Annotated in this window: 20 protein-coding genes; 15 read left to right on the forward strand and 5 right to left on the reverse strand. The window is 72.6% G+C overall.

Annotated elements, in window-relative coordinates:
• Nucleotides 1–514: 514 nt before the first annotated feature.
• From Nocox_RS15095 to Nocox_RS15115, 5 genes are all read right to left on the reverse strand, one after another.
• The gene (locus tag Nocox_RS15095) at nucleotides 515–874 is read right to left on the reverse strand and encodes a hypothetical protein (RefSeq protein WP_020541685.1); all 360 of its coding nucleotides are present in this window, start codon (nucleotides 872–874) and stop codon (nucleotides 515–517) included.
• A 284-nt stretch (nucleotides 875–1,158) separates the two neighbouring features.
• A complete protein-coding gene (bldD, locus tag Nocox_RS15100) occupies nucleotides 1,159–1,653 on the reverse strand; it encodes a transcriptional regulator BldD (RefSeq protein ID WP_026214021.1) in 495 nt (164 codons plus the stop codon).
• Nucleotides 1,654–1,954: 301 nt separating this feature from the next.
• Nucleotides 1,955–2,821: a universal stress protein gene (locus Nocox_RS15105; RefSeq protein ID WP_020541687.1), complete on the reverse strand. Its 867-nt coding sequence runs from the start codon at nucleotides 2,819–2,821 to the stop codon at nucleotides 1,955–1,957.
• Complete coding sequence (locus tag Nocox_RS15110) at nucleotides 2,821–4,242, reverse strand: amino acid permease (RefSeq protein ID WP_020541688.1); 1,422 nt, start codon at nucleotides 4,240–4,242, stop codon at nucleotides 2,821–2,823. Before Nocox_RS15110 ends, Nocox_RS15105 begins: the two co-directional genes overlap by 1 nt.
• A gap of 107 nt (nucleotides 4,243–4,349) precedes the next feature.
• Entirely contained in the window at nucleotides 4,350–5,594 is a 1,245-nt protein-coding gene (locus Nocox_RS15115; RefSeq protein WP_020541689.1) for an arginine deiminase, read from the reverse strand.
• A 159-nt stretch (nucleotides 5,595–5,753) separates the two neighbouring features.
• On the opposite strand from Nocox_RS15115, the gene pyrR reads away from it, so the two are divergent.
• From pyrR to Nocox_RS43040, 15 genes are all read left to right on the forward strand, one after another.
• Nucleotides 5,754–6,338, forward strand: a complete 585-nt coding sequence (gene pyrR / locus Nocox_RS15120) for a bifunctional pyr operon transcriptional regulator/uracil phosphoribosyltransferase PyrR (RefSeq protein ID WP_020541690.1) — start codon at nucleotides 5,754–5,756, stop codon at nucleotides 6,336–6,338.
• Nucleotides 6,335–7,252: an aspartate carbamoyltransferase catalytic subunit gene (locus tag Nocox_RS15125; RefSeq protein ID WP_020541691.1), complete on the forward strand. Its 918-nt coding sequence runs from the start codon at nucleotides 6,335–6,337 to the stop codon at nucleotides 7,250–7,252. The genes pyrR and Nocox_RS15125 overlap by 4 nt, the downstream gene beginning before the upstream one ends.
• On the forward strand, nucleotides 7,249–8,538 hold the full coding sequence (locus tag Nocox_RS15130; protein ID WP_020541692.1) for a dihydroorotase: 1,290 nt from the start codon (nucleotides 7,249–7,251) through the stop codon (nucleotides 8,536–8,538). Before Nocox_RS15125 ends, Nocox_RS15130 begins: the two co-directional genes overlap by 4 nt.
• A gap of 11 nt (nucleotides 8,539–8,549) precedes the next feature.
• Nucleotides 8,550–9,644 carry a glutamine-hydrolyzing carbamoyl-phosphate synthase small subunit gene (gene carA / locus Nocox_RS15135; RefSeq protein ID WP_211212558.1) on the forward strand — a complete coding sequence of 365 codons (1,095 nt, stop codon included), beginning with the start codon at nucleotides 8,550–8,552 and terminating at the stop codon, nucleotides 9,642–9,644.
• Complete coding sequence (carB, locus tag Nocox_RS15140) at nucleotides 9,631–12,918, forward strand: carbamoyl-phosphate synthase large subunit (protein WP_020541694.1); 3,288 nt, start codon at nucleotides 9,631–9,633, stop codon at nucleotides 12,916–12,918. The genes carA and carB overlap by 14 nt, the downstream gene beginning before the upstream one ends.
• Before the next feature lie 40 nt (nucleotides 12,919–12,958).
• Complete coding sequence (locus Nocox_RS15145; protein ID WP_020541695.1) at nucleotides 12,959–13,810, forward strand: dihydroorotate dehydrogenase electron transfer subunit; 852 nt, start codon at nucleotides 12,959–12,961, stop codon at nucleotides 13,808–13,810.
• Entirely contained in the window at nucleotides 13,800–14,777 is a 978-nt protein-coding gene (locus Nocox_RS15150; RefSeq protein ID WP_026214022.1) for a dihydroorotate dehydrogenase, read from the forward strand. The genes Nocox_RS15145 and Nocox_RS15150 overlap by 11 nt, the downstream gene beginning before the upstream one ends.
• A gap of 92 nt (nucleotides 14,778–14,869) precedes the next feature.
• Nucleotides 14,870–15,562: an orotidine-5'-phosphate decarboxylase gene (pyrF, locus tag Nocox_RS15155; protein WP_020541697.1), complete on the forward strand. Its 693-nt coding sequence runs from the start codon at nucleotides 14,870–14,872 to the stop codon at nucleotides 15,560–15,562.
• Between the two features lie 354 nt (nucleotides 15,563–15,916).
• Entirely contained in the window at nucleotides 15,917–16,240 is a 324-nt protein-coding gene (mihF, locus tag Nocox_RS15160; RefSeq protein ID WP_020541698.1) for an integration host factor, actinobacterial type, read from the forward strand.
• 122 nt (nucleotides 16,241–16,362) lie between these two features.
• Nucleotides 16,363–16,950, forward strand: coding sequence for a guanylate kinase (gene gmk, locus Nocox_RS15165; RefSeq protein WP_051112486.1), 588 nt, complete (start codon nucleotides 16,363–16,365; stop codon nucleotides 16,948–16,950).
• Nucleotides 16,951–16,954: 4 nt separating this feature from the next.
• Entirely contained in the window at nucleotides 16,955–17,224 is a 270-nt protein-coding gene (gene rpoZ, locus Nocox_RS15170) for a DNA-directed RNA polymerase subunit omega (RefSeq protein ID WP_020541700.1), read from the forward strand.
• Between the two features lie 8 nt (nucleotides 17,225–17,232).
• The gene (gene coaBC / locus Nocox_RS15175) at nucleotides 17,233–18,450 is read left to right on the forward strand and encodes a bifunctional phosphopantothenoylcysteine decarboxylase/phosphopantothenate--cysteine ligase CoaBC (protein ID WP_020541701.1); all 1,218 of its coding nucleotides are present in this window, start codon (nucleotides 17,233–17,235) and stop codon (nucleotides 18,448–18,450) included.
• 179 nt (nucleotides 18,451–18,629) lie between these two features.
• Nucleotides 18,630–18,923, forward strand: coding sequence for a hypothetical protein (locus tag Nocox_RS15180; protein WP_246649792.1), 294 nt, complete (start codon nucleotides 18,630–18,632; stop codon nucleotides 18,921–18,923).
• Between the two features lie 146 nt (nucleotides 18,924–19,069).
• Complete coding sequence (metK, locus tag Nocox_RS15185) at nucleotides 19,070–20,257, forward strand: methionine adenosyltransferase (RefSeq protein ID WP_020541703.1); 1,188 nt, start codon at nucleotides 19,070–19,072, stop codon at nucleotides 20,255–20,257.
• Nucleotides 20,258–20,520: 263 nt separating this feature from the next.
• On the forward strand, nucleotides 20,521–23,028 hold the full coding sequence (locus Nocox_RS43040) for a primosomal protein N' (protein ID WP_020541704.1): 2,508 nt from the start codon (nucleotides 20,521–20,523) through the stop codon (nucleotides 23,026–23,028).
• Nucleotides 23,029–23,043: the final 15 nt, after the last annotated feature.

Raw genomic sequence — 23,043 nt, forward strand, 5'->3', positions numbered from 1 at the left:
ACGAGGGGACGACTGAGACGTCCTGACCGCCGGCACGCCAGCGGTCCCGCGGGTGTGTCCCGCACGCCCAAGAAAGCCCACACCCACCCTGCCGCCCCACCCACCCACGCCTGTCGGCCTCCTGAGCCCCGTGCCGCGTGTCTGTGCCGGACTGCCACGCCGCATGTATGGGCTTTAGTGCCCGTGCCGCCTGCCCGTGTCGTGCCTGAGTTGCGTATCCCTATCGCGTGCCGCCGCCGCCTGTCTCCGTGGACGTGACCCGGGCTGCCCGAGTTGTGGGGCGCTTCGGCTGTCGTGGGGGCGGCGGTGCTGGGTTGTCTCGGCTCAGGCCGGTGCTCACCCCAGGGGTCGGGGTGCGGTCGGACGTGTGACGTCAGAGGGCGGGGACGCGCCGGTGCAGGGGAGGGTGGGCGGCCTGGGGGGCTGAGGCTGGGGCCGGTGGGGATGAGCGCTTCCCGGTCAGGGCGGGTCCGCCGGGTGCCCTGGCGGGAAGCGCTCAGCTACCTCACCCCTGTCAGCTGGCGCAGATGGCGAAGACGCTGATGCCGACGTCGTTGTAGCCGTCCTGGCGGCCGAGGCCGATCCAGCCGCGGCCGTCGTCGGTGGGGAAGGAGCCGACCAGGATCGCCCTGTTGCCGCGGGCCTCGGCGCCGCCGCCGAGGACTCTCTTGTTGTGCGGGCAGTAGAGGGTGCGGCGCTGGAAGTTGGGGACGTTGGCGTTGGGCAGCGTGACGAGCTGGTAGCCCGGGGGGAGCGCCGACGCGCCGGCCGCGGCGGCGGAGGCGGTCGAGGTGCTCACCATGGCGCCGGTGGTCACGCACGCGCCCGCCGCGAGGAGGGCGATCGGAAGGGTCAGGAGCTTCTTGACCTGCATACATTCTCCTTCTTGGTACCCCCTGGTGCACGGACTCCGGGCAGCACGGAACACGCCGGCGAAGGCGGTGCTTCGAGGAGTGCGGTCACGGGGGCGAGAGGGCCTGACACGAAGAGTATCCATGTCGTCACACTCCGCGTCCAGGGCGCGTTCCGGCCGGTGGGACCGGAGAGGGGGCCGGAAAAGGAGAAGGAGCCCGCCGGGTGTGGCGGGCTCCTGAAAGGGTCAAACGGTCGGGCGGCCGGCCCGTACGGGCCCGGAGGGCGTGGGACGGCCGCGTCCGGTCAGAAGGACTCGACGGCCCGGCGGGCCTCCGCGTCCAGGACGCCCCAGCTGATGAGCTCCTCGGTCAGCTCGCTCGGCGACTTGTCATAGATCACGGCGAGGGAGCGCAGGTCCTCCTGGCGGATGGACAGCACCTTGCCGTTGTAGTCGCCACGCTGGCTCTGGATCGTGGCGGCGTAGCGCGCCAGCGCGCCGGCCTTTTCCTTGGGCAGCGTCGCGAGCCGCTCCAGGTCGATCACAAGCTTGGGTGTCGGCCCCAGCGGGCTGGGCGCGGCCCCGCCCGGCAGCAGCTCCGAGACGGGCACCCCGTAGAAGTCGGCAAGCTCGGCAAGCTTCTGCACCGTGACCGCGCGGTCGCCACGCTCGTACGAGCCCACGACCACGGCTTTCCACCTGCCACGCGACTTCTCCTCGACTCCATGCAGGGACAGGCCCTGCTGGGTGCGGATGGCGCGAAGTCGTGCACCCAGCGACTTTGCGTACTCAGACGGCATCGTGTGGCCCCCCGGCTCTCGTATGTATCGCTCACAGTAGATTGTGCTCCCTTGCGGCATATGCCCCAGCCACCGGGGGGTCTGGTGCCGGGCTCGGCACCATCGGTAGCCATGGCTCTGGGTTTACCCCAGAAGGCCGCGAGGTGTGGTTACGCACAGTGACGGTAAAGGGGTGGACGCCGAAGGTCAAGCTGATTGGAAAAAAGATGCCGAATCCGGTCCGGTAGGGATCGCCGCAAACGCCCCCCATGTCCCAGAGGTAACACTACTTCGTCACAGTTTGCCCATGCGTGCGCCCAGGTCAGGGCTGTCGCGTGAGAATCATGACAGGGCGCGTCGCCGCTCGTACGATCTTCAACGAAGTGTCCCCGAGGAACACCCGGCGAAGTGGCCCGGTGTCGCTGGAAGCGCATATGATCATCTCGCCGGGGAGCCACGACGCCGCGCCGAGCGCCTGCGCGACCGTGCGGCCATCCAGCACCTCGACCTCCACGCGCAGCCGCCGGGCCTGGCCCCGGGCCGCCGCGCGCAGGTCGGCCGCCGCCTGCTCGCGCAGCCGCGCCAGCATGTCCTCCTCGGCCCTGACCCGCCGGGCGGGGCCGACGACCAGCGTCACCAGCCGCAGCGGCAGGCCGAGCGCCACTGCCGTGCGGGCGGCGTCCTTGACGGCGGCGTCGCAGCCGGGGCCGCGCCGGTAGGCGAGGGTGAGCCGGTCGAAGGTGGCCGGCGGGTCGTCGCCGTACCCGCGCGGGGCGAGCAGGACGGGCACGGACGAGGCGTGCAGGAGCTGGTCGGCCGTGCTGCCCACGGAGATGCGCCCCCTGGCACCGCCCGGGGCCGAGCCGATCACCACGACGTCGGCCGAGCGCCTGCGCGCCAGCTCCACCAGCCCGCGCCCGCTGTGCCTGCCCGGATGGACGACATAGTCGGCCTCCTCGCCCGCCACCTCGCGGGCCTCGGCGATCGCGGCGTCGGCCTGCTCGGCGAGGTACGCCCGCCAGGCGCTGTCCTCCGCCCGCGCCGGGCCTGGGGGCGACCAGGCGGGCGGGCGGATGCAGGCCACCGTCAGGCGGGAGCCGGCCCGCCGCCGCAGCAGCAGCGCCAGCTCCAGCCCGTCCCGGCCGCGCGGCCCCGGCACGTACCCCGCCAGCAGCTCGCCCAGCCTCATCACGCCGCCTCGGTGTTCAGCCGCGAACGGCGGAAGCCGTACAGGAAGTAGCAGGCCAGCCCGGCCGCCATCCACAGCCCGAACGCCGCCCAGGTCACCCCGGCCAGCCCCGCCATCACCACCACGCACATGACGGCCCCCAGCACCGGCGTGACCGGGAAGAACGGGACGCGGAAGCCGCGCGGCAGGTCGGGCCGGCGCCGCCGCAGCACCACCACGCCCACGTTGACCAGCGCGAAGGCGAACAGCGTGCCGATGCTGGTGGCCTCGGCGAGCTGCCCCAGGGGCACCAGCCCGGCCAGCACCGACACGAACAGGGCCACGATGAGCGTGTTCGCGACCGGCACCTGCCTGCGCGGGTCCACCCGCTGGAACACGCGCGGCACGAGCCCGTCGCGCGACATCGCGAACAGGATGCGGGTCTGCCCGTACAGGACGGTCAGCACGACGCTGGCGATGGCCACGACCGCGCCGAACGAGACGACCAGCCCCGGCCACGTCGCCCCCGCCGCCTCGTCCGCGATGGCCGACAGGCTCGCCTCCGTGCTCTCCGGGTCGAACTCCGTCCACGGCCTGGCGCCCACGGCGGCCACCGCCACCAGCACGTACACGGCGGTCACGACGGCCAGCGACAGGAGGATCGCCAGCGGCAGGTCGCGCCGCGGGTTGCGCGCCTCCTCGCCCGCCGTGGAGGCCGCGTCGAAGCCGATGTAGGAGAAGAACACCTGCGAGGCCGCCGCGGTCACCCCCGCCAGCCCCAGCGGCGCGAACGGCGTCAGGTTGCCCGCGCGGAAGGCCGTGAACGCCACCGCGCAGAAGAACAGCAGCACCGCCACCTTGATGAGCACGAAGACGGCGTTGGCCCGCGCGCTCTCGGACGCCCCGTGCAGCAGCAGCCAGGTGGCCAGCGCCACGATGAGGATCGCGGGGAGGTTGACCACGCCGCCGTCCTGGCCGGGGGAGGCGGTGATCGCCGCCGGCAGCTCGACGCCGGCCAGCGAGCGCAGGAACGCGTTGAGGTAGCCGCCCCACCCGACGGCCACGGCCGCCACGGACACGGCGTACTCCAGCATCAGGCACCAGCCGCACACCCAGGCCACCAGCTCGCCCATCGTCGCGTACGCGTACGAGTACGACGAGCCGGACACCGGGATCGTCCCGGCCAGCTCCGCGTACGACAGGGCCGACAGCAGCGCCGTGAACGCCGCCAGCACGAACGACAGCACCACGGCCGGGCCCGCCTTGGGCACCGCCTGCCCGAGGATGACGAAGATGCCGGTGCCGAGCGTCGCGCCCACGCTGAACAGCGTGAGCTGCCACAGCGACATCGTCCGCCGCAGCTCGCCGCCCTCGCCGTGGCCGCCCTCGGCCACGATCCGCTCGGTGGGCTTCGTGCGGAAGAGCCGCGCGACCGGCGTCATCCGCCCCACCCCATTCCCCCGCGAAAGCCCGCCGGCCGATCGGTCCGCGCCGGCGTGACCGGATCGTGCCCCCGGATCGGCCGAGTATGCGCAGGCCCGGCGGGGCCCTAGATGCCGTCGCGTTCGAGCGGGCAGCTCATGCAGCGGGGCCCGCCGCGGCCCCGTCCCAGCTCGCTGCCCCTGATGGTGATCACCTCGATGCCGTGGTCGCGCAGGTAGGCGTTCGTCGTGGTGTTGCGCTCGTAGGCGACGACCACGCCGGGCTCGACGGCCAGGCCGTTGCAGCCGTCGTCCCACTGCTCGCGCGCCGCCGCCCGCACGTCCTGCGCCGCGCTCAGCACCGTGATCTCCGGCAGGTCGAGCGCGTGGGCGATGGCCTTGTGCATGTCCTCCGGCGGGTGGTCGGTGAACCTGAGCTCCTTGGCGGTGCGGCCGGGCTCGATCGTGTACGCCGGCAGCATGCCGAGGCCCGCGTACTGGGTGAAGACGCCCTCGTCGAGCATCGTCATCACGGTGTCGAGATGCATGAACGCCCGCGCCTTCGGCAGGTCCACGGCCACGATCCGGTTCGCCGCCCCGGCCTGGAACAGCCGCCGCGCCAGCATCTCCACCGCCTGCGGCCGGGTGCGCTCGCTCATCCCGACGAGCACCGCGCCGCGGCCGAGCACCAGCACGTCGCCGCCCTCCATGGTGGCGGGCGCCGCCGCGTGACCCGGCGTCCAGCAGTGGAAGCCGCCCTGCCCCGGCCGGTCGAAGCCGGCGGCGAACATCGGGTGGTACATGTAGACGGCCTCCATGTTGACCGTCTCGCGCATGCGGGCCTTCCTGCGCATCGCGTTGATCGCCACGCCGTCGTACACCCAGCAGGAGGGGTCGCGGGTGAACAGGTGGTTCGGCAGCGGCGGCAGGATGAAGTCGTGCTCGCCCATGGCGTGGAAGGTCACCGACTGCGGCGCGCACCCCAGCTCGGCCAGCTCGCCCTTGGTGATGCCGCCGGTCAGGTAGACCTGGAGCGTCGCGGAGTCCATGCCGTCCAGGGTGTTGCGGATGTCGTCGATCGCCACCGGCCCGAGCCAGCGCTCGTCCACGACGGCGTCGAGGATGTGCTTGCGGGCCTCCGGGATGTCGACCGTCTCCCGCAGCAGGTCGTCGAGCATGTGGATGACGACGCCGCGTGAGCGCAGCACCTGCTGGAACTCCTCGTGCTCCTCCATCGCGCGCTGCACCCACAGCACGTCGTCGAACAGGAAGGCGTCCTTGTTGGCGGGGGTGAGCCGCTTGAGCGCGAGATCGGGCTTGTGCAGGAGGACCTGACGCAGCCGCCCGACCTCCGAATCGACGTGAAAGGTCATCCTTGCGGTATCCCCGCGTGGTGGCCGATCTCACGCCGCGCCATGCCCGGCGCGCCGCAGGGCGCTCACGTCGTACCTGGTAGCCCCTGGTACTGTGTGTCCCGACCAGCACCCTTTAATGACCCGTCCCGTGAGGCGGGAAAGGCGGTGAGTTTCGTCATGTCCGACCCCCGGCCCGAACCGCGGGCCGATGCGCGGGCGGTCCTTGAGGCCCCCGACGTCCACCGGGCGCTGACCCGCATCGCGCACGAGATCCTCGAACGCACCAAGGGCGGCGACGACGTCGTCCTCCTCGGCATCCCCACCCGCGGCGCCACCCTGGCCCGCCGCCTCGGCGACCGCATCGAGCAGTTCGAGGGCGTCAAGATCCCCGTCGGCTCCGTCGACGTCACCATGTACCGCGACGACCTCCGGCTCAGGCCCGCCCGCCCGCTCGGCCGCACCGAGCTGCCGCCGGACGGCGTCGACGGCAAGATCGTCGTCCTGGTCGACGACGTCCTCTACTCCGGCCGCACCGTCCGCGCCGCGCTCGACGCGCTCAACGACCTCGGGCGCCCCACCGCCGTCCAGCTCGCCACGCTGGTCGACCGCGGCCACCGCGAGCTGCCCATCCGCGCCGACTACGTCGGCAAGAACCTCCCCACGGCCAAGAGCGAGAAGGTCAGGGTCTACCTCCAGGAGACCGACGGGCGCGATGCCGTGCTGCTCATGAAGGGCCTGCCGGCGAAGGAGGAGTCCAGGTGAACCGCCACCTCATCTCCGCGGGAGACCTGACCAAGGACGACGCCCTCCTCATCCTCGACACCGCCGAGGAGCTGGCGAGGGTCTCGGAACGTTCCATCAAGAAGCTGCCCACGCTGCGCGGACGCACCGTGGTCAACCTGTTCTTCGAGGACTCCACCCGCACCCGCATCTCGTTCGAGGCGGCGGCCAAGCGGCTGTCCGCCGACGTCATCAACTTCTCGGCCAAGGGGTCGAGCGTGTCCAAGGGCGAGTCGCTCAAGGACACCGCGCTCACCCTGGAGGCCATGGGCGCCGACGCGGTCGTCATCCGCCACGGCTCCTCCGGCGCGCCGCACCGCCTGGCGACCTGGGTGCACGGCAGCGTCGTCAACGCCGGCGACGGCACCCACGAGCACCCCACGCAGGCGCTGCTCGACGCCTTCTCCATGCGCCGCCGCCTGGGCGGGCTGGAGGGCCGCAGGATCACGGTCGTGGGCGACATCCTGCACAGCCGGGTCGCCCGCTCCAACGTGCTGCTGCTGCACACGCTCGGCGCCGAGGTCACCCTGGTCGCGCCGCCCACGCTGCTGCCGGTCTCGGTCGGCGACTGGCCCTGCGAGGTGTCCTACGACCTCGACGCGGTGCTGCCCAAGTCCGACGTGGTCATGATGCTGCGGGTGCAGAAGGAGCGGATGAACGCCGCGTACTTCCCGAGCGAGCGGGAGTACTCCCGCCGCTACGGGCTCGACCGCGACCGCTTCGCCAAGATGCCGGACGAGGCCATCGTCATGCACCCCGGGCCGATGAACCGGGGCATGGAGATCGCCGCCGAGGTGGCCGACTCGGCCCGCTCCACCATCGTGGAGCAGGTCGCCAACGGCGTGACCATCCGGATGGCCGTCCTGTACCTGCTGCTCGGGGGAGAGAGCGCATGATCGTCGTCAAGAACGTCAGGATCCTCGGCGGCGAGCCCGCCGACCTCCGGATCGACCAGGGCGTGATCGCCGAGATCGGCCGCGGGCTGAGCGGCGGCGAGGAGATCGACGGCGGGGGCGCCGTCGCGCTGCCCGGCCTGGTCGACCTGCACACCCACCTGCGCGAGCCGGGCCGCGAGGACGCCGAGACCGTGCAGACCGGCACCCGCTCCGCCGCCCGCGGCGGCTACACCGCCGTGCACGCCATGGCCAACACCTCGCCCGTGGCCGACACCGCCGGCGTGGTTGAGCAGGTGTGGCGGCTCGGCCGCGAGTTCGGCCACTGCGACGTGCACCCGGTCGGGGCCGTCACCGTCGGACTGGAGGGCCGCCAGCTCGCCGAGCTCGGCGCGATGGCCGACTCGGCGGCCCGGGTGCGGGTCTTCTCCGACGACGGCCGCTGCGTGGACGACGCGGTCCTCATGCGCCGCGCCCTGGAGTACGTCAAGGCGTTCGACGGCGTCGTCGCCCAGCACGCCCAGGAGCCGCGCCTCACCCAGGGCGCCCAGATGAACGAGGGCGTCGTCTCCGGCCGGCTCGGCCTGACCGGCTGGCCCGCGGTCGCCGAGGAGGCGATCATCGCCCGCGACTGCCTGCTTGCCGCCCACGTCGGCTCCCGCCTGCACGTCTGCCACGTCTCCACGGCCGGCTCCGTCGAGATCATCCGCTGGGCCAAGTCCAAGGGCTGGGACGTCACGGCCGAGGTGACCCCCCACCACCTGCTGCTCACCGACGAGCTCGTCGAGGACTCCCCGGTGGGCGCCTACAACCCCATCTACAAGGTCAACCCGCCGCTCCGCACCCGCGCCGACGTCGAGGCGCTGCGCGCCGCGCTGGCCGACGGCACGATCGACATCGTCGCCACCGACCACGCGCCCCACCCGGTCGAGGACAAGGAGACCGAGTGGTCGGCCGCCGCCATGGGCATGGTCGGCCTGGAGACCGCGCTCAGCGTCGTCCAGGAGGCGATGGTGGAGACCGGGCTGCTCGACTGGGCGGGCGTCGCCCAGCGCATGAGCGTCGTGCCCGCGCGCATCGGGCGGCTCGCCGGGCAGGGGCAGCCGCTGGAGCGAGGCGCTCCCGCCAACATCACGCTGTACGACCCGTCCGCGCGCACCGAGGTGGACCCATCCGCCTTCGCGTCCAAGAGCAGGAACACCCCCTACGAGGGCATGACGCTGCCCGGCAGGGTGGTGGCCACGTTCCTGAGGGGCAGGCCGACCGTACTCGAAGGGAAGCTGGTTTGAACACGCCCGCCGTGCTCGTTCTGGAAGACGGCCGCGTCTTCCACGGAAGCGCCTACGGAGCCGAAGGCGAGACGTTCGGCGAGATGGTCTTCAACACCGGCATGACCGGCTACCAGGAGACCCTCACCGACCCCTCCTACCACCGGCAGATCGTCGCCATGACGGCGCCGCACATCGGCAACACCGGCGTCAACGACGAGGACCCCGAGTCCCGCCGCGTCTGGGTCGCCGGCTACGTCGTGCGCGAGCCGTCGCGCGTCGTGTCCAACTGGCGGGCCACCCGCTCCCTGGACGACTACCTCAAGGAGCAGGGCGTCGTCGGCATCGCGATCCCCGGCACCCGCGCGCTGACCCGCCACCTGCGCGAGCGCGGCGCCATGCGGGCGGGCATCTTCACCGCCCCCGCCACACCGGTCGAGGACCTGGTCGAGCGGGTCAGGCAGGCGCCGCGCATGGAGGGCGCCGCCCTCGCCGGCGAGGTCGCCACCACCGAGCCGTACGTCGTGCCCGCGATCGGCGAGCGGCGCTTCACGGTCGCCGCCGTCGACCTCGGCATCAAGGGCATGACCCCGCACCGCATGGCCGAGCGCGGCTGCGAGGTGCACGTGCTGCCCGCCGACGCCACCTTCGAGCAGATCATGGCCGTGGAGCCGGACGGCGTGTTCCTGTCCAACGGCCCCGGCGACCCCGCCACCGTGGACGTCACGACGCTGCGCCGGGTGCTGGAGGCGAAGGTGCCGTTCTTCGGCATCTGCTTCGGCAACCAGATCTTCGGCCGGGCGCTCGGGCTGTCCACCTACAAGCTGCGCTACGGCCACCGGGGCGTCAACCAGCCGGTCCAGGACGTCCGCACCGGCAAGGTGGAGATCTCCGCGCACAACCACGGGTTCGCGGTGGACGCGCCGCTCGACGGGCCGTTCGAGACGCCGTACGGTCCGGCCGAGGTCAGCCACGTCAACCTCAACGACCGCTGCGTGGAAGGGCTGCGGCTGCTCGACGGCCGCGCCTTCAGCGTCCAGTACCACCCGGAGGCCGCGGCCGGGCCGCACGACGCCGCCTACCTTTTCGACGAGTTTTGCGAGGTCATGAGCCGTGCCCAAGCGTGAGGACATCAGGTCGGTCCTGGTGATCGGCTCGGGGCCGATCGTGATCGGCCAGGCGTGCGAGTTCGACTACTCGGGCACGCAGGCGTGCCGGGTGCTGCGGGCCGAGGGCTTCCGCGTCATCCTGGTCAACAGCAACCCGGCCACGATCATGACCGACCCCGAGTTCGCCGACGCCACCTACGTCGAGCCGATCACCCCGGAGTTCGTCGAGAAGATCATCGCCAAGGAGCGGCCGGACGCGCTGCTGCCCACCCTCGGCGGCCAGACCGCGCTCAACACGGCGGTCGCGCTGCACGAGTCTGGCGTGCTCGACAAGTACGAGGTCGAGCTGATCGGCGCCGACTTCGACGCCATCCAGGCGGGCGAGAACCGCGAGCGGTTCAAGGAGATCGTCGCCAAGGTCGCCCGCGAGCACGGGCTCAACGCCGAGTCCGCCCGCTCGGTCATCTGCCACACCATGGACGAGGTGCTGGCCGGCGCGGCCGAGCTCGGCTACCCGCTGGTGGTGCGGCCCTCGTTCACGATGGGCGGCGCCGGCTCCGGCTTCGCCTACACCGAGGACGACCTGCGCCGCATCGCCGGCGCGGGCCTCGACGCCTCGCCGACCACCGAGGTGCTCCTGGAGGAGTCCATCCTCGGCTGGAAGGAGTACGAGCTGGAGGTCATGCGCGACCGGGCCGACAACGTCGTCATCGTGTGCTCCATCGAGAACATCGACCCGATGGGCGTCCACACCGGCGACAGCGTCACCGTCGCGCCCGCGCTGACCCTCACCGACCGCGAATACCAGAACATGCGCGATGTCGCCATCGCGGTCATCCGCGAGGTCGGCGTCGACACCGGCGGCTGCAACATCCAGTTCGCGGTCGACCCGCGCACCGGCCGCATGATCGTCATCGAGATGAACCCGCGCGTGTCGCGCTCGTCCGCGCTCGCCTCCAAGGCCACCGGCTTCCCGATCGCCAAGATCGCGGCCAAGCTGGCCATCGGCTACACCCTCGACGAGATCCCCAACGACATCACCAAGGAGACCCCGGCCTCCTTCGAGCCGACCCTCGACTACATCGTGGTCAAGGTGCCGCGCTTCGCCTTCGAGAAGTTCCGCGGCGCCGACCCCACGCTCACCACGCACATGAAGTCCGTGGGCGAGGCGATGGCCATCGGCCGCTCGTTCCCCGAGGCGCTCCAGAAGGCGCTGCGCTCCCTGGAGAAGAAGGAATCCTCCTTCACCTGGGCGGGCGAGCCCGGCGACAAGGACGAGCTGCTGGCCGCCTGCCGCACCCCGCACGACGGCCGCCTGCGCACCATGCAGCAGGCGATCAGGGCCGGCGCCACGCCCGAGGAGCTGTTCGCGGCCACGAGCGTCGACCCGTGGTTCATCGACCAGCTCTTCCTGCTCGACGAGGAGGCCGCCGCCGTCGCCGCCGCGCCCGAGCTGACCGCCGAGGTGCTGGGCCGGGCCAAGCGCCACGGCTTCAGCGACGCGCAGCTCGGCGAGATCCGCGGCATCGACGAGGCGCGGGTGCGCGACCTGCGGCACGCCCTCGCGCTGCGGCCGGTCTACAACACCGTCGACACCTGCGCCGCCGAGTTCGCCGCCAAGACCCCTTACCTCTACTCGACGTACGACGAGGAGACCGAGGTCCCCTACGGCGAGCGGCGCAAGGTCATCATCCTCGGCTCCGGGCCCAACCGCATCGGCCAGGGCATCGAGTTCGACTACGCCTGCGTGCACGCCTCGTTCGAGCTGTCGCGGGCCGGGTTCGAGACCGTCATGGTCAACTGCAACCCCGAGACCGTCTCCACCGACTACGACACCTCCGACCGGCTCTACTTCGAGCCGCTCACCCTGGAGGACGTCCTGGAGGTGGTCCACGCCGAGCAGCAGACCGGGCCCGTCGTGGGCGTGATCGTGCAGCTCGGCGGGCAGACGCCGCTCGGGCTCGCGCAGGCGCTCAAGGACGCCGGCGTGCCCGTCGTCGGCACCTCGCCGGAGTCCATCCACCTCGCCGAGGAGCGCGGCGCGTTCGGGCGGGTGCTGGCCGAGGCCGGGCTGCCGGCGCCGAAGCACGGCACCGCGCTCACGGTGGCCGAGGCCACGGAGATCGCCGAGGAGATCGGCTACCCGGTGCTGGTGCGGCCCTCGTACGTGCTGGGCGGGGCCGGCATGGCCATCGTCTACGACGAGCGGACGCTGAGCACCTACATGGCGGCCCAGGAGGGCGGCCACCCGGTGCTCGTCGACAAGTTCCTCGACGAGGCCATCGAGATCGACGTCGACGCCCTCTACGACGGCGAGGAGCTCTACCTCGGCGGCGTCATGGAGCACATCGAGGAGGCCGGCATCCACTCCGGCGACTCGGCGTGCGCCCTGCCGCCGATCACGCTCGGCGGCCACGACATCAAGCGCATCCGCGCGGCCACCGAGGCCATCGCGCGGGGCGTGGGCGTGCGCGGGCTGCTCAACGTCCAGTACGCGATGTCGGCCGGCGTCCTTTACGTCCTGGAGGCCAACCCGCGGGCCTCGCGCACCGTGCCGTTCGTGTCCAAGGCCACGGCCGTGCCGCTCGCCAAGGCGGCGGCCCGGGTGATGCTGGGCGCCTCGATCGCCTCGCTGCGCGCCGAGGGCATGCTGCCGGCCGAGGGCGACGGCGGCACGCTGCCGCTCGACGCCGCGATCGCGGTCAAGGAGGCGGTGCTGCCGTTCAACCGCTTCCGCGGCGTCGACATCGTGCTCGGGCCCGAGATGCGCTCCACGGGCGAGGTCATGGGCATCGACGCGTTCTTCGGCATCGCCTTCGCCAAGTCGCAGGCGGCCGCGTACGGCGAGCTCCCGACCAAGGGACGCGCGTTCGTGTCCGTGGCCAACCGCGACAAGCGTGCGATGATCTTCCCGGTGAAGGCTCTGGCGGACCTCGGCTTCGAGATCCTCGCCAGCGAGGGCACCGCCGAGGTGCTGCGCCGCAACGGCGTCCATGCCAAGATCGTGCGCAAGCACAGCGAGGGGCCGGGCCCGGGAGGTGAGCCGACGAGCGTGCAAGCCATCCTCGACGGCGAGGTCGACCTCATCGTCAACACGCCCTTCGGCAGCCCGGGCCAGTCGGGGCCGCGCCTCGACGGCTACGAGATCCGCACCGCCGCGGTGCTGCGGGGCATCCCGTGCATCACGACCGTCGCGGGGCTCGCGGCCGCGGCGGCGGGCATCCAGGCGATCGTACGCGGCGACGTGGGCGTACGGTCTCTCCAGGAGCACGCGCAGGCGCTGCGGGGCTGAGCTCCGCAGGGGAGGTGAAGGACGACTGGCCGGCACACCGGTGCAGGTGACGGGCACGGTGCTGACGACGCGCCGGGTCGACGCCTACCATGCGCTGACGGTGGTCGCGCCCGGCATCGCCGAGCGCTTCCGCCCCGGCCACTTCGTCTCCGTGGCCGTGGGCGGGGCGTACACCTCGATGGTGACGCGGCGCGCGTTCTCCGTCCACGACGTCAAGTCCGACTACGGCGGCACGGTCGAGCTGGTCTTCACCGTACGCGGCCGGGGCACGGCGTGGCTGGCCGAGCGGCGCGCCCGCGACACGCTCGACCTGGTCGGGCCGCTCGGCCGGCCCTTCCCGCTGCCCCGCGACCCGGCGCACTGCGTGCTGGTGGGCGCCGAGTACGGCTCGGCCGTGCTGTTCCCGCTGGCCGACGCGCTGCTGGCGCGGGGCTGCCGGGTCGACTTCGTGCTCGGCGGCGCGGGCGCCGAGCGGGTCTTCGGGGCGATGCGGGCCCGCCGCATCGCCGAGACGACCACGCTGACCACCGAGGACGGCTCGCTCGGGCTGCGCGGCAAGGTCACGGACGCGCTGCCGTCGGTGATCGCCGACACCCGCGCCGACGCGGTCTACGCCTGCGGGCCGATGGAGACGCTGCGCGCGGTGACGGCGGTGGGCATGGAGTTCGACATCCCGGTGCAGGTGGCCGTGGAGGAGCGGATGGCCTGCGGCATCGGGGTGTGCATGACGTGCGTGATCCCGGTCATCGGGGACGACGGGGCGACCAGGATGGTCAGGGCGTGCGCGGAGGGGCCGGTGTTCCGGGGGGAGCGGGTGCGGTTCGAGGACGTGGGAACGATCCCGTTCGACGCGCTCGGCGCCCCCGGAGGCGGTGCACGACATGTCAGTTGATATGCGTACTTTCCTGGCGCACGTGGAGCTCGCCAACCCGATCACCACGGCCGCCGGGTGCGCCTCCTCGGGGCGGGAGCTGGCCCAGTTCTTCGACCTGCACCGGCTCGGGGCGCTCACCACCCGCTCCATCACCATGGCGCCGCGCGCCGGCCGGCCCACGCCCCGCATGGCCGAGACGCCCTCGGGCATGCTCAACGCGGTCGGGCTGCAGGGGCCGGGCATCGAGGCGTTCCTGGAGCGCGAGCTGCCCTGGCTGGCCCAGCGCGGCATCAAGACCATCGTCTCCATCGGCGGCGGCACCGTCGCCGAGTACTCCGAGCTGGCCCGCAGGCTCGCCGACGCGCCCGGCGTCACCGCGCTGGAGGTCAACCTCTCCTGCCCCAACATCGAGGACCGCGGCCGGATCTTCGCCCGCGAGGGCAGCGCCGCCGCCGAGGTCATCGCCTCCGTACGCTCGATCATGCGCTACGACGTGCCGGTCGTGGCCAAGCTCGCCCCCGACGTGGCCGACATCGTGTCCGTGGCGCGGGCCTGCGTGGACGCCGGCGCGGACGCGCTGTCCATGATCAACAACCCGCTCGGCATGGCCATCGACACCGAGGCCCTGCGCCCGTCGCTCGCCGCCGTGACCGGCGGGCTGTCCGGGCCGGCCGTGCTGCCGCTCGCCGTACGCTGCGTGTGGCAGGTGCACGCCGCGCTGCCCGGGGTGCCGCTCATCGGCATCGGGGGCGTCATGAGCGGCAGGGACGCCTTCCAGCTCGTCCTGGCGGGCGCCTGCGTGGTCGGGGTGGGCACCGCCCTGTTCCATGATCCCTACGCTTGCCTGCGCATCGAGCGCGAGCTTGAGGACCTGCTGCGGGCCCGCGGGTTCCAGCGGCTCGCCGACGCCGTCGGGCTGGCCCACCGGCCGCCGGGGAGCGCGCCCCGGCACCTGCTCGTCGACACCGAGGAGAGCGCGCCGTGACGCGCCCCGCCCACGAAGATCCCGCCCGCGAAGATCCCGCCCGCGAAGACTCCGCCCACGAGACACGCCTGAACGACCGAGGAGAGCACGACTTGACCCCCGCACCGATCGCCGTCGCCCTTGACGCCCCTGACCTGGAGACCGCCGCGCGCTGGGCGTCGCTGGTGACTCCGCACGTCAGCACGGTCAAGGTGGGCCTGGAGCTCTACCTGCGCTACGGCCCCGACGTGATCGCCTCCGTGCGCGGCGCCAGCGGCGTCCGGGTGTTCCTCGACCTGAAGCTGCACGACATCCCCAACACCGTCTCAGGCGCCGCCCGCGCGGTCGCCCGCCTGCGGCCGGCCATCCTGACCGTCCACGCGGCCGGCGGCCCGGCGATGATCCGCGCCGCGGTCGAGGCCGCGCCGCACACCGCGATCGCCGCGGTCACCGTGCTGACCTCGCTGGACGAGGCCGACCTGGAGCGCATCGGGCTCCGCGGCCCGGCCGACGACGCGGTGCGCCGCCTGGCGGCGCTGTCGGTCGAGGCGGGGGCCACCGCGCTGGTGTGCTCGCCGCACGAGGTGGCGGCCGTGCGGCGCGAGGTGGGGGACGGCATCACCCTGATCACGCCCGGCGTGCGGCCGGCCGGCGCGGCCACGCAGGACCAGGCGCGGGTGGCGACGCCCGAGCAGGCGCTCGCCGACGGCGCGGACCTGCTCGTCATCGGCCGGCCCATCACCGGCTCCCCGGACCCGGGCGCGGCCGCCGCCGCGATCGCCGCCTCCCTGCGGCGCGCGTCCTGACGGACACACCTGGGACACACCTGGGCACGGGCTGGTGAAGCTCGTCCGGCAAGATCATAGCGGGGCGTCATCCCAAGATCAAAGCAGGTTTCGGGCCTGGTGGGGACGGGGTTTCGGACATTGGGCCGCCACGAGGACGTGATCACCGTTGCGTTTCGCGACAACGGCGGGATCGGACGCCCGTACCCGGATGTGAGGGCGATTTGATCAGCGCTGTGTGATTTTACCGTCACGGACAGTGATGAAGTGGATTTTGTGAGGAGAGAAACCGCTCTTGGCGTTGCTTAGGGGGCGATGACCAGCTAGTTTCCCTTCCCGTCCGAGTACATCGACAGAAATTCGAGGTGACCCGGCGTGGCTCTTCCTCCCCTGACCCCTGAGCAGCGCGCCGCAGCCCTGGAGAAGGCTGCCAAGGCCCGTAAAGAGCGTGCCGAGGTCAAGAACCGGCTCAAGCATGGCGCGGTTTCTCTGGCTGAGGTGCTCAAGGATGGGCAGACCGACGACGTCATCGGCAAGATGAAGGTGTCGGCTCTGTTGGAATCACTCCCCGGCGTGGGCAAGGTCCGCGCCAAGCAGCTCATGGAGCGGCTTGCCATCGCCGAGTCCCGTCGCGTACGGGGCCTCGGCGCGAACCAGAGGGCCTCCCTCGAGCGCGAGTTCGGTGGCAACGAGAGCTAATCTCGGTTCCACACGGAAACGCGGGTTCAACGGGGGGTAGGAAAGTGACCGACAGGTCCTGGTCCGGCGGTGCACGTGCCTACGAGGCGGTCGGGCCGGGGACGGAGGTCGGATTCCTGCCCATGAACGAACGACGCCTGACGGTCCTGTCGGGGCCGTCCGGCGTCGGCAAGTCCACGGTCGTCGCCGAGCTCCGGCGGGCACACCCCGAGGTGTGGCTGTCGGTCTCGGCGACCACCAGGCGGCCCCGGCCCGGCGAGGTCCACGGGGTCCACTACTTCTTCGTCGACGGCGAGGAGTTCGACCGGCTCGTGGAGTCGGGCGAGCTGCTGGAGTGGGCGGAGTTCGCGGGCAACCGCTACGGCACGCCGCGCGAGCCGGTGCTGAAGAAGCTCGCCGACGGCGTCCCCACCCTGCTGGAGATCGACCTGGAGGGCGCCAGGCAGGTGCGCCGCACCATGCCGGAGGCCCTGCTGGTGTTCCTGGCCCCGCCCACCTGGGAGGAGCTGGAGAAGCGGCTGCGCGGGCGCGGCACCGAGCCGGAGGACGTCATCACCCGCCGGCTGGCGGCGGGGCGCGTCGAGATGGCCGCCGAGCCCGAGTTCGACCTGACGTTGGTCAACACGAGCGTCCAGGACGTGTGCGACCGGCTGATAGCCTTGATGACTGACCCTCAGGGGGTCACGACTACCACCGAACGAGAGGTCTGACATCGTGGCAGGCACCGTGGCGGCCGCGGAGGGCATCACCAACCCGCCGATCGACGCGCTGCTCGACATCGTCGACAGCAAATACTCCCTGGTGATCATGGGTGCCAAGCGCGCCCGCCAGATCAACGCCTACTACTCCCAGCTCGGCGAGGGCCTCCTCGAATACGTCGGGCCGCTCGTCGAGACGCACGCCCAGGAGAAGCCGCTGTCCATCGCGCTGCGCGAGGTCTCCGAGGGGCTGCTGACCGCCGAGCCCATCGAGGGCGCGGCCTGACCCTCCCGATGAAGGTCGTCCTGGGCGTCAGCGGCGGCATCGCCGCTTACAAGGCGTGCGAGCTGCTGCGGCTGTTCACCGAGTCCGGCCACGAGGTGCGGGTCGTCCCGACCCGCGAGGCCCTGAAGTTCGTGGGCGCGCCCACCTGGGCCGCCCTGTCGGGCAACCCCGTGTCGGCCGAGGTGTGGGACGACGTCCACGAGGTGCCCCACGTGCGGATCGGCAAGAGCGCCGATCTCGTCGTGGTGGCGCCCGCGACCGCCGACCTGCTCGCCAAGGCGGCGCACGGGCTGGCCGGCGACCTGCTCACCAACACGTTGCTCACCGCGACGTGCCCGGTCGTCCTCGCGCCCGCGATGCACACCGAGATGTGGCAGCATCCCGCCACCCGCGCCAACGTCGCCACGCTGCGCGAGCGCGGCGTGATCGTCCTCGATCCGGCCGTCGGGCGGCTCACCGGAGCCGACACCGGTCCCGGGCGCCTGCCCGACCCCGCCGAGATCTTCCAGGTCTGCCTGCGTGTGCTGCGCGGCAGGCCGCGCGACCTGGCCGGGCGCAAGATCGTGGTGTCCGCCGGCGGCACCCGCGAGGCGATCGACCCTGTCAGGTTCCTCGGCAACCGCTCCACCGGGCTGCAGGGCTACGCCCTGGCCCGCACGGCCGCCGCGCGCGGCGCGGAGGTCACGCTGGTGGCCGCCAACGTCGCGCTGCCCGACCCGGCCGGGGCCACGGTCGTCCGGGTGGAGTCGGCGGCCCAGTTGCGCGAGGCGGTGCTGGCCGCGTCGGCGGGGGCCGACGTCGTCGTCATGGCGGCCGCGGTGGCCGACTTCCGGCCCGCGTCCCGGCACGACGTCAAGATCAAGAAGACGGACGGCGCGCCCGAGCCCATCCATCTCACCAAGAACCCCGACATCCTCGCCGAGCTGGGCGAGCTGCGCCGCGCGGCCCGCGAGGCCACCGACGGGCTCGCGCCCGTCGATCCCGCGGTCATCGTCGGCTTCGCCGCCGAGACGCACGACGTGCTCGCCAACGGCCAGGCCAAGCTCGCCCGCAAGGGCTGTGACCTGCTGGTGGTCAACCAGGTGGGGGAGGGCCGGGCCTTCGGCACCCCCGACAACGCGGCCACCGTGCTGGTCGCCGGGGGCGAGCCGGTGGAGGTGCCGCTCGGGCCCAAGGAGGACGTGGCCGACGCCGTCTGGGACCTGGTGGCTCTGCGGCTTCCGTGACCTGTGCCACAAAAGCGGCGAAAACGTACAAAGCGTGTAAGACCGATTACCCGATCACCTGTTGCGACACTCCCGCCCGCCTGCGGATACTTGGGGCGAAGGGGGACGGAATGCCGCTGGGTTCTGCTGTCAGGGATCGGTGCCGGACGTTGCTCGGCGGACAGGGGGACATCCATTACGTGTTCCCCGCGTCCGCGGCGGGGCCGGCGGACACGGGACACTTCCTCGTCGTCGTCACGGACGCGTCCATAGCGGTGCTCGCCACCCGGACGCTCAGGACCGACCGCCCGATCGGCGTCTACGCAGAGTTCCCGCGCAGGACCCGGCTCGGTCCGGTCCTGCCTGGACCGGTTCTCGAGCTGGGCTCGATGATGTTCGCCTTCGATGAGGAGTACGCCGCGGTCGTGGCGGCGGCCGACGCGGAGGTGTTCGCCCCCGAGACGCTGCCCCACGATCCGCTGCCGGACCTGTGACTCGTGCGACGCGAGTGCGGCAGGGGGCATGGTTTCGCGACCCGGCTCCCGGTAGGGCTAGACTTCGGCGAGGCCCCGGCGCGCGTCCGTCCCGATGTCCCGGGCCGTCGATACGTCAGCAGCCGCTGCATTGAGGAGCCACTGAGTTGTCACGTCGCCTGTTCACCTCCGAGTCGGTCACAGAGGGCCACCCGGACAAGATCGCCGACCAGATCAGTGACGCGATTCTCGACGCCATGCTCAAGGACGACCCCAAGAGCCGGGTCGCCGTCGAGACGCTGATCACCACCGGCCAGGTTCACGTCGCAGGCGAGGTCACGACCGAGACCTACGTCGACATCCCCGGCGTCATCCGCGAGAAGATCCTCGAGATCGGCTACGACGCCTCCCACAAGGGCTTCGACGGCGCCTCGTGCGGTGTGTCGGTGTCCATCGGCGCGCAGTCGCCGGACATCGCGCAGGGCGTGGACGACGCCTACGAGCACCGCGTCGACGGCGACGGCGACGAGCTCGACCGCCAGGGCGCGGGCGACCAGGGCCTCATGTTCGGCTACGCCTGCCGTGAGACCCCCGAGCTGATGCCGCTGCCGATCACGCTGGCCCACCGCCTCTCCCTGCGGCTGTCGCAGGTCCGCAAGAACGGCACCGTCCCCTACCTGCGGCCCGACGGCAAGACCCAGGTCACCATCGAGTACGACGGCGACACGCCCGTCCGTCTCGACACCGTGGTCGTCTCCACGCAGCACGCGGCCGAGATCGACCTCAAGGAGATGCTGACGCCCGACATCAAGGAGCACGTCGTCGACCCGGTGCTCGCCGACCTCGAGATCGAGGTCGAGGGCTACCGGCTGCTGGTCAACCCGACCGGGCGCTTCGAGATCGGCGGCCCCATGGGCGACGCCGGCCTGACCGGCCGCAAGATCATCATCGACACCTACGGCGGCATGGCCCGCCACGGCGGCGGCGCGTTCTCCGGCAAGGACCCGTCCAAGGTCGACCGTTCGGCCGCCTACGCCATGCGCTGGGTCGCCAAGAACGTCGTCGCGGCCGGGCTCGCCGACCGGTGCGAGGTCCAGGTGGCGTACGCGATCGGCAAGGCGCAGCCGGTCGGCCTGTTCGTCGAGTGCTTCGGCACCGAGAAGCTGCCGGTGGAGAAGATCCAGAGCGCCGTGCTCCAGGTGTTCGACCTGCGGCCGGCGGCGATCATCCGCGACCTCGACCTGCTGCGGCCCATCTACTCCGAGACCGCCGCCTACGGGCACTTCGGGCGTGAGGGCTTCTCCTGGGAGTCCACCGACCGCGCGGAGGCCCTCCGCACGGCCGCTGATCTCTGACCGCCGGGTCCTCGGGCCCGGGTGATGCCGGGGGCGCCGTCGTGACGGCCGGCGCCGCCTGATTCTGTGCCTGTGCGCGAGCCCGGGCCGTGCCGTTCGGCGCGGTCCGGGCGTACGCCTGCCCCTCCGCGGGGTGTTCGCCGGGCCGTCCGCGGGCGTACGCCGGGCCGTCCGCGGGCGTACGCCTGCCCCTTCGCGGGCGGTCCCTTCCGCCGTGGGTGCGGGCGGGCGTGGCGAGCGGGCGGGTCTGGTAGACGTTATGCGTGACCGACTCCGACGACGCCCTCCTGCCGCTCGACGCCGTGCGGCCCGCGGCCTCGTCGAAGGACACCAAGGGCGCCGTCGTGCCCGCGCCCGAGCGGCCCGTGGCGCGGATCGTCGTGGACAGCCCGCTGCCCCACCTCGACCGGCCCTTCGACTACGCGGTGCCCGCCACCCTGCACGAGACGGCCGAGCCCGGGGTGCGGGTGCGGGTGAGGTTCGCCGGCAAGCTGGTCGACGGGTTCCTGCTGGAGCGGGTGGACGAGAGCGACCACGAGGGGCGGCTCATGCCGCTCGAACGGGTGGTGTCCCCCGAGCGGGTGCTGACGCCCGAGATCGCCGGGCTGGCCAGGGCGGTCGCCGACCGCTACGCGGGCACCCTCACCGACGTGCTCCGCCTCGCCATCCCGCCCCGCCACGCCAAGGCCGAGGCCGAGGTCGCGTCCGAGGCCGCGAAGCCGGACCGTTCCACGGTGCCGGGAGCGGCCGCCCCTGACGGGACCGACGCCCCCGGCGGCACGGATGCCCCGGATGGGACCGACGCCCCCGATGGGACGGACGCCCCCGTCGGTATGGGGGCCCTGGAGCGGACGGGGGCCCAGGATGCGGGGAGCAGCCGGGGCGGGGAGAGTGCATGGGATGCGTATCCGATGGGGCCGTCCTTTCTGGACGCGCTTCGCGCCGGCAGGGCGCCCAGGGCGGTCTGGTCGGCGCTGCCCGGCGCCCTCGGCTGGGCCCGGCCCGTGGCCGAGGCCGTACGGGCGACGCTGGACGGCGGCAGGGGAGCGGTCGTCGTGGTCCCCGACGGCAAGGACGTGGCGCTGGCCGATGCCGAGCTGGCCCGCCTGCTCGGGCCGGGCAGGCACGTGGCGCTCACCGCCGACCTCGGCCCCGCCGAACGGTACCGCCGCTGGCTGAGGGTGCTGCGCGGCCAGGTACGCGCCGTCGTCGGCACCCGCGCCGCGATGTTCGCCCCGGTCGCCGAGCTGGGGCTGGTGGCGATCTGGGACGACGGCGACGACCTGCACGCGGAGCGGCTGGCCCCGTACCCGCACGCGCGCGAGGTGCTCGGCCTGCGCGCGCACCGGACCGGGGCCGCCATGCTGATCGGCGGCTACGCCCGTACCGCCGAGGCCACCCAGCTCATCGCGGGGCGCTGGGCCCGTCCCATCGTGGCGGCCCGCACCACGGTCAGGAGCCTCGCGCCGCGCGTCCGGCCCGCGGGCGAGGACGCCGAGCTCGCCAAGGACCAGGCCGCCCGCCAGGCCCGCCTGCCCAGCCTCGCCTGGCGCGCGCTGCGGCACGGGCTGGACGGCGGGGGCCCGGTGCTGGTCCAGGTGCCCAGGCGCGGCTATCTGCCCGCCCTGGCCTGCCGGCACTGCCGTACGCCTGCCCGCTGCGTCCTCCCGCCCACCCGGACCCTTCTCGCCCCGCCGTCCGGCGTCGCGGGCGGGGGAGAGGCGGGCGGACCGTCCTACGGGCTGCCGGGCTCTCCTGGTGGCGGTCACCGAGGAGAGTCGGGCGGTCCGTCCCATGGGCTGCCGGGCTTTGCCGGTGGCGGTCACGAAGGGGGGTCCTCCGTTGCGCCGCCGGATCCGGTGCGCGGTGGGGAGGGCGGGCGCGGTCTCTCCGGTGAGCCGGTTCCTCAGACCTCCGGTGATGCGGGCCTTCAGGATGCCGGGGAGGGGGTTCAGGGCGTCGGCGTCCCTCTGCCGCTGGAACTCGCGGGGACGGCCGCCGTGTCGTGCCACGGACCGCTGGCGCTGCGCGGCGGGCACGCGGCCCCCTACTGCCGCTGGTGCGGCCGGGTGGACGCCGCGTGGCGCTGCCCGTCGTGCGGCAGCCCGCACCTGAGGGCCGTGGTGACCGGTGCCCGCCGTACCGCCGAGGAGCTGGGCAGGGCCTTCCCGTCGGTCCCGGTGCGCACGTCCGGCCGGGACGGCGTGCTGGCGACCGTGCCCGCCGCCCGCGCCCTGGTCGTCGCCACACCGGGGGCCGAGCCGGTGGCCGAGGGCGGGTACGCCGCCGCCGTCCTGCTGGACGGCTGGGCGCTGCTCGGCCGCGCCGACCTGCGGGCCGGCGAGGAGGCCGTACGCCGCTGGATGAACGCCGCCGCCCTGCTGCGCCCCGGCGCGGAGCTGGTGGTGCTGGCCGACGCCGCGCTGCCCGCCGTACAGGCTCTGGTGCGCTGGGACCCGATCACGCACGCCGAGCGCGAGCTGGCCGACCGGGCCGAGCTGGGCTTCCCGCCCGCGGTGCGGATGGCCACGCTCACCGGCCCGGCGTCCGCCGTCCGGCAGATGATCGACGAGGCCCGGCTGCCCGCCGAGGCGCAGGTGCTCGGCCCCGTGCCGGTCGACGACGAGGGCCAGGAACGGGCCATGATCCGGGTACGCAGAACCGGTGGGGCCGCCCTGGCGGCAGCGCTCAAGGGGGCCAGCGGGGTACGCGCGGCGCGTAAGACGCCGGATGTCGTGAGGGTGAGTGTCGACCCGCTCGACCTGATTTAGACCGTTTCCCCGATT

Source organism: Nonomuraea coxensis DSM 45129 (genome assembly GCF_019397265.1).
Taxonomy (GTDB): Bacteria; Actinomycetota; Actinomycetes; order Streptosporangiales; family Streptosporangiaceae; genus Nonomuraea; species Nonomuraea coxensis.